General features: G+C 40.4%; 9 protein-coding genes and 1 pseudogene. 8 read left to right on the forward strand and 2 right to left on the reverse strand.

Annotated elements, in window-relative coordinates; translation table 11 throughout:
- Nucleotides 1-265 precede the first annotated feature (265 nt).
- The 4 genes from MUS1_RS15415 (at nucleotide 266) to MUS1_RS15430 (ending at nucleotide 4,015) form a co-directional block, all read left to right on the forward strand.
- Nucleotides 266-1,183 carry a siderophore ABC transporter substrate-binding protein gene (locus MUS1_RS15415; protein WP_036164085.1) on the forward strand — a complete coding sequence of 306 codons (918 nt, stop codon included), beginning with the start codon at nucleotides 266-268 and terminating at the stop codon, nucleotides 1,181-1,183.
- Nucleotides 1,184-1,272: 89 nt separating this feature from the next.
- Nucleotides 1,273-2,229 (forward strand): ABC transporter permease, encoded by a 957-nt coding sequence (locus tag MUS1_RS15420; RefSeq protein WP_036164088.1) that lies wholly within the window; start codon nucleotides 1,273-1,275, stop codon nucleotides 2,227-2,229.
- A gap of 58 nt (nucleotides 2,230-2,287) precedes the next feature.
- On the forward strand, nucleotides 2,288-3,241 hold the full coding sequence (locus MUS1_RS15425; RefSeq protein WP_036164089.1) for an iron chelate uptake ABC transporter family permease subunit: 954 nt from the start codon (nucleotides 2,288-2,290) through the stop codon (nucleotides 3,239-3,241).
- A 12-nt stretch (nucleotides 3,242-3,253) separates the two neighbouring features.
- Nucleotides 3,254-4,015: an iron ABC transporter ATP-binding protein gene (locus tag MUS1_RS15430; RefSeq protein WP_036164090.1), complete on the forward strand. Its 762-nt coding sequence runs from the start codon at nucleotides 3,254-3,256 to the stop codon at nucleotides 4,013-4,015.
- Nucleotides 4,016-4,036: 21 nt separating this feature from the next.
- Here MUS1_RS15430 and MUS1_RS15435 read toward each other — a convergent pair.
- Nucleotides 4,037-4,561: pseudogene (locus MUS1_RS15435) on the reverse strand (redoxin domain-containing protein); the annotation flags it as partial.
- Nucleotides 4,562-4,909: 348 nt separating this feature from the next.
- On the opposite strand from MUS1_RS15435, the gene MUS1_RS15440 reads away from it, so the two are divergent.
- From MUS1_RS15440 to MUS1_RS15455, 4 genes are read left to right on the forward strand one after another with little or no spacing between them, the layout of a single operon-like run.
- Nucleotides 4,910-5,260 carry a rhodanese-like domain-containing protein gene (locus tag MUS1_RS15440; RefSeq protein WP_036164091.1) on the forward strand — a complete coding sequence of 117 codons (351 nt, stop codon included), beginning with the start codon at nucleotides 4,910-4,912 and terminating at the stop codon, nucleotides 5,258-5,260.
- A 21-nt stretch (nucleotides 5,261-5,281) separates the two neighbouring features.
- The gene (locus MUS1_RS15445) at nucleotides 5,282-6,163 is read left to right on the forward strand and encodes an MBL fold metallo-hydrolase (protein ID WP_425411749.1); all 882 of its coding nucleotides are present in this window, start codon (nucleotides 5,282-5,284) and stop codon (nucleotides 6,161-6,163) included.
- A gap of 56 nt (nucleotides 6,164-6,219) precedes the next feature.
- Nucleotides 6,220-7,806, forward strand: a complete 1,587-nt coding sequence (locus tag MUS1_RS15450; RefSeq protein ID WP_036164093.1) for a bifunctional protein tyrosine phosphatase family protein/NAD(P)/FAD-dependent oxidoreductase — start codon at nucleotides 6,220-6,222, stop codon at nucleotides 7,804-7,806.
- Between the two features lie 10 nt (nucleotides 7,807-7,816).
- Nucleotides 7,817-9,523, forward strand: a complete 1,707-nt coding sequence (locus tag MUS1_RS15455) for a SulP family inorganic anion transporter (RefSeq protein WP_036164094.1) — start codon at nucleotides 7,817-7,819, stop codon at nucleotides 9,521-9,523.
- 111 nt (nucleotides 9,524-9,634) lie between these two features.
- Here MUS1_RS15455 and MUS1_RS15460 read toward each other — a convergent pair.
- Nucleotides 9,635-10,041, reverse strand: a 407-nt coding sequence (locus tag MUS1_RS15460; protein ID WP_036164096.1) for a hypothetical protein, incomplete at its 5' end; no start/stop codon positions are given.

Raw genomic sequence — 10,041 nt, forward strand, 5'->3', positions numbered from 1 at the left:
TAATTTTACTCTGACCCTAATTATTGCATGAACTGAGATAGTCGCTACCCCTTTGGCGCTATCTCATCCATTTTTATATTCTCATCTTGTTCTTCTTCACCTGTTTCACCTCTCACAGTAGTGATCATCTAAAAGCCTCGTCTTATTTTATCTCGAAAATCATAACGGCTAACTTGTTGACGTGTATCGGCATTGTGATAACCTTAACGCAATTGAAAGTCATTATCGATTTTATATAGATTCATCTTCCGAAAAGGGTTTATTAATGCTCTCCATAAATTTAAAAACGTTACTTGTTGGCTTCACACTCATGGCGATAAGCACAACATCTGCATTCGCTAAAACGTACCAACACAGTTTAGGTACCATTGATATTGATGGCGTACCACAACGCGTTGTCGTATTAGGCTTTGGTAGTCTAGATTTTGTTGATGCATTAGGCGTCGAACCTATAGCCGTACCAAAATCATTGCTCCCTGAGAGTTTATCAAAATACAAAGCGGATAAATTCGCCAATACAGGTAGCCTTAAAGAAGTAAATTACGAAACGCTCTTTACATTAAAGCCTGACCTTATTATTGCAGAAGCTCGCATGGCAGAGCTTTATAAAGATTTATCAGACATTGCACCGGTATACATGTATAGAATTGATAGCGAAAATTATTGGGAAACCACAAAAAATCACTGGAATAACCTAAGTGAGATTTTCAATAAACAAGAAAAAGGTAAAGAGCTCGTCCATAACATACAGTCAAAAATTGATGCGCTAAACGCTAAAAGTACAGCGAAACCTTTAAAAGCGCTAACCGTAATGAGCAATGGCGGTAACGTTACGTCATTCGGACCAATTAGCCGTTTCTCATTTGTTTACCAGGAAGCAGGATTTGAAGTGTCTAAATCGGTAGACGTTGAAGTGGAATCACGCGCACATGGTGATTTAATTTCATTTGAATACATAGCGGATGCAAAACCAGACGTTTTACTTGTATTAGATCGTGATCAAGCAATTGGTAAAGCCAACGGCAAAGCCAAAGAACTGTTTTCTAACGACCTTGTTGAATCTACTCCAGCCGCAAAAAACAAACGTATCACCTATCTTGAGCCTGTCGCTTGGTACCTATCTTCTGGCGGTTACCACTCGACTAACCTGATGATTGATGACTTAAGTAACGCCATCGATTAATGGTTAAATAACTGAGTCCAAGCCAGATACATCATTGAAAAATGGTTATCTGGCTCTTTACGTTTATCACACGATACTTCTGATAATCTATGAAATTAATTTATATCTTTGCTGCATTATTGTTAGTCTTTTTAGCAGCTTTCTCACTGTCTGTAGGTGTTGCAGACTTTTCCTTTAGTGCTGTGTTATCTGGTGATAGCCACGCAACTAACATTCTACTGTCGAGTCGATTACCACGATTATTAGCCATCATTCTGGCTGGCGCAGGGTTAAGTATCGCCGGCCTCATCATGCAACAGATAGTACAAAACCGTTTTGCAGCGCCTTCAACCACAGGCACGATTGATTGGGCTATGTTGGGCTACATGATTGCACTCATTGCCTTTTCCGATATGAGCGGATGGGTACATTTACTCACCATTTTCGCTTTCTCTGTTTTTGGCACACTGTTATTTGTGCGCTTTTTACAACGCTTAAAATTTAAAAATACTGTCATGGTTCCGCTCATTGGGATCATGTATGGCAATATTGTCTCTGCGTTTACCACCTTCATTGCCTACAAATATGACCTAGTTCAAACACTAGGCTCATGGACTGTCGCCAACTTCGCTTCAGTGCTTAGAGGCAATTATGAATTCCTCTATATCGCACTACCCGTTTCCTTACTGGCGTACGCTTATGCAAATAAATTCAGTGCAGCAAGTGTGGGCGAGACCTTCGCAAAAAACATTGGGTTAAATTATCAACGTATCGTCATGATTGGTGTGATGCTGGTTGCCGTACTTGCGTCTTCTATTGTCATGATTGTCGGCATGATTCCATTCTTAGGCTTGATAGTGCCTAACATTGTCTCTTTGTTTATTGGTGACAATATGAGTAGGAACTTACCGTGGACAGCCTACGTAGGTGTCGTCTTGGTTCTCGCCTGTGACATTCTTGGACGCTTGATCATTTTCCCTTACGAAGTACCTATCTCTATGATCATTAGCATCTTAGGCGGCGCTGTCTTCATCTACTTAATTTTACGAGACAAATCGAATGCGTAGCCTGCTATCTAAAACAATACTAAACTTATGGTCGAGGCACTCGTCGAAACAGAATGCCATGAAAAGCGATACCACAAAGCTGATCGTATTAGTGGTTTTTACTGTCGCGATCTGCGTTCTATTTTTAGGTAAAGGTCTCACACCGGACAACTATCAGTTTTTTTTATCTCGCCGTATCCCTAAGGTCTTAGCCATTACATTGGCTGCCATTGCTATCGCATCGTCTTCATTGGTTTTCCAAACTATTACTGCCAATCGTATTTTAACACCTTCTATACTTGGCTTTGATTCTCTCTATGTGATGATTCAAGTATTACTCGTAGTGAGTTTCGGGGGCTTTAGCATTGTCATTATAAACAGCCAACTGAACTTTCTTATTGCGACAAGTATTATGGTGGTTAGCGCCATGACGCTGTTTCATTTTTATTTTAGTGGACGTCCGCGAAACATTTTTACCTTGCTACTCGTTGGCGTAGTGTTAAGCAGCTTATTTAGCAGTGTGACAGGCTTCTTTACTATGGTGATTAACCCTGATGAGTTTAGTTTCATTCAAGGTTCCATGTTTGCGAGCTTTAATAACATCAATTCAGAACTCGTATATTGGTGCCTTATTCCTATTTCTTTATGCAGTGCTTATCTGTTTAAACTATCAAACAAGCTTGATGTGATGTGGCTGGGAACAGAAAATGCCAAAAGCTTAGGCGTGAACACCCACAAACTCACGATGCAGATAATGTTTGTCATCACTATCATGGTATCCATATCAACCGCTCTCATCGGGCCGATACTCTTCTTTGGCCTTATTGTTGTCGCCCTTACTCGTCAACTATTCTCTAGCTTTAAACATCGTTTTTTAATTGTCGCGAGTGCCATTCTTTCTGTTCTTATGTTAGCGGGTGGCCAATGGGTAGTTGAGAATTTTTTCGACTTTAACACCACCATCAGCGTCATCATCAACTTCGTTGGTGGTAGTTATTTTCTCTATCTATTAATGAAAAATAAATTTGATTAAAGGTCAGCGCAAGTGATTAAAACTAGTGGATTAAGTAAAAAATACAATGATAAGTACGTCGTTAAAAATGCAGATACTTTCTTTCCTCTAGGAAAAGTAACCAGCATTATTGGGCCTAATGGCGCAGGAAAAAGCACGCTACTGTCTATGGCAAGTAGATTAACTGACAGCGATGCAGGTCAGATCATCATTGGCGACATACCGTTAGATCAATGGGACAGCTCAGAGCTAGCAAAGCGTCTATCCGTACTTAGCCAATCTAATAACATTAATATGCGTTTTACCGTACGTGAGCTGGTTACCTTTGGCCGATTCCCTTACTCTCAAGGTCGCCAAACAGAAGAAGATAACAGAATTATTGATAACGCCCTACGTCAACTAGACATCTCACACTTACAAGAACGCTATATAGATGAACTGTCTGGTGGGCAAAAACAAATGGCCTTCATTGCGATGGTGGTTGCGCAGGATACGGACTACATTTTTCTAGATGAGCCGTTAAATAATCTCGATATAAAACACTCCGTCGATATCATGGCAACGCTTAAAAAACTGGCTGACGAACACAATAAAGCGATTGTGATTGTCATTCATGATATTAACTTTGCCTCTTGCTATTCAGACAACATCGTTGCCATGAAGCAAGGGGAAATAACGAAAAATGGCAGCGTTGATGACGTAATCGATGAGCAAGTATTGAGTGAAATTTATGAAATTCCATTCAAAGTACAAGAAATTGATGGAAATAAAATCTCGCTTTACTATCGAAGGTAACAACTAATTCTGAAGGGGTCAGTTCGCAGGCATGGCTATCAGTACACCATAACTTGCTTGTAGCGCATCAAGGGCACGTAATGCTTCTGCAAAATTACGACCAACAGACATTGGGTATGTCATGGTAAGTTGTAGTTTTTTATCAGGGCTAAAAATAAACACAACTCGCACACTTGCTGAGTCGGCAGCCGTACTGCCATCAGGTAAATACGCGTCTGCAGGAAGCATATCAAGCGCTTTAGAAACCGCTAATGATTCATCGGCAATAATTGGAAAATCCGCTTTCGCGCCTGAAAAAGACTCGATGTCTTTTTTCCATTGATGATGCTCTTCAACGCCATCAACAGATAGACCTATTACTTTCGTTCCGCGTTTTTCCCACTCAGCAGATAGCTGGGAAACAGCACCAAACTCCGTCGTACAAACAGGCGTAAAATCTTTAGGATGACTAAATAAAATAGTCCAACTGTCTCCAATAAAATCATGAAGTTTAAATGTTCCTTGATCTGTTTCGAGTTCTAAGTTCGGCAAAAAAGCATTAAGCACTTTTGCTCAACGCCCATAACATTAGGCCTTGCTAATATTAAGAACAACCTATTATCTCCATAAAATTCTCAATCACTGACCTAGCTAAAAATCAGAAACGCTGAGTCATATTGAATCGCCTATAACACAAAACAAATCGCCGTTACGATCCTTATAATTTTTTGTTATTAGCTTATAACATAAGATAAGTCTAATATTACTCCATCAAATTAATTTACTTGATAGATATCAAAAACAATCAAGTTATAGAACAAGATAAAAAAAGCTTCATCTAGAATAGAAGTAAGGCAAACGATAAAGACTTAGTTTACCTTATATATTAGGAAATACTAATATAAAGGATACACAATGCAATACACAGAGAAATTTCAAAAAATGGCCAGTGCGGCACAATCTCAAGTAGAAGGTGTTGAGCCGAAAAACGTTGATAATAAAGTCGCAAAAGGTGCAATTCTTCTTGATATTCGAGACCCAGATGAACATCAGAAAGGTCATATCGAAGGATCAATGAATATCAGTCGAGGCAAACTGGAGATGATAGTAGAAAGAGAGATTCCTGATTTAGATACTGAAATTCTATGCTACTGCAATGCAAACAATCGCGGAGCATTGTCAGCGGCATCACTAAAATCCATGGGATACGTAAACGCTAAATATATTGCCGACGGCTTTATTGAATATAAGAACACTCTCTCTTAACGTTTAAAATATAAGGACACGATGATGACTAATAACCTATCTATACCCAATGTAACGACTTTTTTTGACGACGATTCTAATACCTTTTCTTATGTAGTACAGGATCCAAGTTCGTCTAGCTGCGCTATTGTTGACAGTGTAATGGACTTCGATTATGCGTCAGGCGGTACTTTTTATACCAGTGCTGACAAAATCATAGAGTATGTCGAAGCAAATGATTTAAAAGTGGAATGGATTATTGAAACCCATGTTCATGCTGATCACCTTTCTGCTGCACCTTATTTGCAAGAAAAACTAGGTGGTCAAATTGGTATTGGTAAACACATCACCACCGTACAAGATACCTTTAGTAAAGTATTTAATGAAGGCGATGATTTCAAACATGACGGCTCTCAATTTGACTATTTATTCTCTGATGGCGAGCAATATAAGGTCGGTTCTATGGAATGTGTTGCTATGCATACACCAGGACATACGCCAGCATGCTTTACTCATACTTTAGGTGATGCCGTTTTTGTTGGCGATACTTTATTTATGCCAGATGCAGGAACCGCTCGTGCCGACTTTCCCGGCGGTGATGCTGGCACCCTATTTGATTCCGTACAAAAAATATTAGCGCTGCCTGATGATCATCGCATTTTCATGTGCCACGACTACGCACCAAATGGCCGAGAACTAATGCACGAAACCACAGTTAAAGAACAACGGGAAGAAAACATTCACGTGAAATCAGGCATCAGCCGAGAAACCTTTGTTGAATTACGAGAAAAGCGCGATAGAACCTTATCTATGCCACGCCTTATCTTGCCTTCATTACAAGTCAACATGAGAGCAGGACATGCACCAGAACCAGAAGATAACGGTTTATCCTATATAAAAATCCCACTTAATGCTTTTAAGTAAATGAATGATTTATAAAATGATCCAACAATAAGATCAATAATAGGGAAATAACTGTCATGATACGCAAAATAATTACCACACAGTATTCTGTGTCTGAGCAAATTGCTTTAGACGATGTAAATGTTTTAGCTGACGCTGGAGTGACTTTAATTATCTGTAACCGTCCAGATAATGAAGAGGAAGATCAACTCGCTTTTGCTGATATCGCCAAACGAGCGCAAGAGTTGAACATAAGTGCCATTCACATTCCATTTGCTGGTGGCCAAATGCAAGCAGCCGATGTCACCTTGTTTCAACAAGCCCTAGAAGGCGCAGATAATGTACACGCCTATTGCCGAACCGGTAATCGTTCTAATTTAATATGGCAAGCGGCAAACACGGAACAAGTAGAAAAAACCACTTCAGCGTCAAATGTAAAATATGATGTTGTTATTGTTGGTGCTGGCACAGCAGGTATCTCTACAGCAGCCAGTCTATTAAAACGCAAACCGAAGTTAAAAGTGTGCTTAATTGACCCTGCTGAAGACCATTTTTACCAACCCGGTTGGACATTAGTCGGTGGGGGTGTTTTTAATGTTAAAAAGACACGTCGCAACATGGCAGATGTCATTCCAAAACAAGCATCGTGGATCAAAAATTCGGTTAAATCATTTTCTCCAGATGAGAATAAGGTGATTCTTGAAGACAACCAAGAAATTGGCTACCAATTTTTAGTTGTTGCGGCGGGTATAAAACTAAATTGGGAGGCTATTGAAGGCCTTACAGATACATTAGGTCAAAATGGCGTTACCTCTAATTATCGTTATGACTTAGCACCTTACACATGGGATTTAGTACAAAAGTTGAATAACGGTAAAGCCATATTCACTCAACCGCCTATGCCAATAAAATGTGCTGGCGCGCCTCAAAAAGCCATGTATTTGTCATGCGATTATTGGCTAAAACAAGAAGAATTAGACAAAATCGATGTGTCTTTTTATAACGCTGGCGGTGTGTTATTTGGCGTAGAGGCTTATTTACCCGCTCTTGAAAGTTACATTGAGAAGTATCAAGTCAATACGAACTTCAGCCATAACTTAGTCAAGGTAGATGGTCCAAATAAGCGAGCGTATTTTGCGACTAAGAATGACAAAGACGAAGCCATTGTCGTTGAAGCAGAGTTCGACATGCTCCATGTTTGCCCTCCACAAACAGCACCAGACTTCATTCGCAACAGCGTCTTAGTCGATGACGCCGGTTGGGTAGAGGTTGATAAAGAAACATTACAACATACTCGTTTCAAAAACGTTTGGTCTTTAGGTGATGTAGCCAATTCCCCTAATGCGAAAACCATGGCCGCCGCTCGTAAACAAGCTCCGGTTGTTGCGCAGAATATTTCTGATGCCTTAGAGAATAAAAAAATTCGTGCAACCTATGATGGTTACGGTTCTTGCCCACTAACCGTTGAGCGAGGCAAGATTGTTTTAGCGGAGTTTAGCTATGGCGGTAAACTTGCACCGACCTTCCCTAGTTGGCTAAATAATGGCACCAAGCCAACCTATTTATCTTGGGTCTTGAAAAAAGACATTTTACCTCCTTTCTACTGGTACGGCATGTTGAAAGGCCATGAGTGGTTTGTAAAACCTGTAATGCGAGAAGAGTGAGAAAAACAAGATGACTGTTGAACGTGTCTTTCCAGCTGTGTCTTGGCTAAAACATTATAATCGAGAGCAGTTTGGTCAAGATGCCACTGCGGCTTTCATTGTAACTATGTTGCTGATCCCACAGTCTTTGGCCTACGCTATGTTAGCTGGCGTTCCGCCGGAAGTAGGTTTGTACTCTAGTATTTTGCCACTTGTTTTGTACGCAATTTTTGGCACCAGTACATCACTGTCTGTTGGACCTGTTGCTGTGGCATCATTAATGACAGCCACTTCTTTGGCAGCCATTGCCGAACAAGGCACCGCTAGCTACTTAACGGGTGCGATTACTTTGGCTTTACTATCGGGTGTCATGCTGGTGACGATGGGAATAATGAAGCTCGGAATCATCACAAACTTGCTGTCCCATTCTGTGATCTCTGGCTTTATTTCTGCATCAGGAATTTTGATTGCTCTGAGTCAGCTAAAACATATTTTTGGCATTCAAGGCCATGGTGATAATGTCATCGAGCAATCTCTCAGCATGATAGAGAATATAGGGCAATTTAATCCAATTACCTTTGTTGTCGGTGTTTCCGTTGTTGCCTTTTTATTGCTTGCTCGTCGTCATGCCAAAGCTTTTTTTATCATGCTTAACGTACCAGAAAAGTACGCGTCTTCTTTAGCAAAAACAGCGCCTATTCTAGGTGTATTAACCAGTTTAGGTGTTGCTTATGCTTTCAACTTGCAAGCTCAAGGGGTCGCTATTACGGGAACTATTCCAGCGGGTTTGCCGCATTTAAGCCTGTCTTTACCTTCAATTGAATTGATCAAAAGTTTGGCGTTGCCTGCTCTGATGATTTCGATTATCGGTTATGTTGAATCCATTTCAGTTGGTAAAACACTAGGTGCAAAACGCCGAGAAAAAGTAAAACCTAACCAAGAGTTAATTGGTTTAGGGGCCGCAAATATCGCTTCTGGCGTGTCTGGTGGTTTCCCTGTAACAGGCGGATTTTCTCGTTCTGTGGTGAATTTCGATGCTGGTGCGGTCACTCAATTAGCAGGCATCATGACCGCCATCGGTATTATGATCGCGTCGCTTGTATTGACGCCTGTGTTGTATTTCTTACCTAAGGCAACGTTAGCAGCCACCATTATTGTGGCTGTGACGACACTGATTGATTTCTCTATTTTGAAGAAGACTTGGGGCTTTTCTCGTAGCGATTTTTATGCGGTTCTCGCCACCATTGTCATCACTTTATTATTAGGTGTAGAAGTTGGTGTGGCGTCTGGTGTGGGTTTGTCCATTTTATTGCACTTGTCTCGTACTTCTCGTCCGCACGTTGCAGAAACAGGATTGATAGAAGGGACTGAGCATTTTCGTAACGTAAAACGTTATGATGTGAAAACAGCACCCAACTTACTTTGCTTACGTCCAGATGAAAGTTTGTTTTTTGTGAATGCAACCTTCTTAGAAGATTACATCATCGACACGACTAATCAGCGTCCAGAAATTACCGATGTGGTTATTCAGTGCAGTGCGGTAAACGAGATTGATTTTAGTGCCTTGGAAATGCTCGAAGCCTTAAACAGTCAGCTCTCATCACAAAATATTAAGTTTTCCTTATCTGAGGTAAAAGGCCCAGTGATGGATCATTTAGAATGTTGCGGTTTTTTACAGCACTTAAGTGGAAAAGTGTATTTAACCCAGTTCCAAGCATTTAATGATCTTGCGAAATAGCATCATTCAGGTAATGCCTTGATCTATTCAAGGTATTACCAACTCAATGACACAAAACCATTTAATAATTGGGGTCAGAGTAAAATGAAACCTCAACACACAAGACCACAGTTATCTTTTACGCCAACCCTCTTTTCTTCCACGCTTTACTTCCGTCTGACGCTGACCGCTTAGTAATTCTATTTGTTCTTTAAATCTATCGTTTCCTAATGCCAACCCTTTGTTTACAGTTAAACGAATATCTTCTAGTAATTTGTCATCTACTTGATGCTGAAACATACCTCGATACGTATTACACCGCTCTTCTTTTGTTCGTCCCAATGACAAGTAAAGCTCATGCGGTGTCTGTAAATCACTACTGACACCTAAGCCGTTACATCGATAGCTCGACCAAGAATAATCCGCAGGGTCTTTGACCATATCAGCCCTAACTGGATTCAATTCTATATAACGGTACAAATGAAAAAGATAGCTTTGGTCCTGTACAAGGCAAGATTTAAAGCGCCCTTCCCATAAAG

Origin of the sequence: Marinomonas ushuaiensis DSM 15871, assembly GCF_000521805.1 — a bacterium.
Classification (GTDB): Bacteria; Pseudomonadota; Gammaproteobacteria; order Pseudomonadales; family Marinomonadaceae; genus Marinomonas; species Marinomonas ushuaiensis.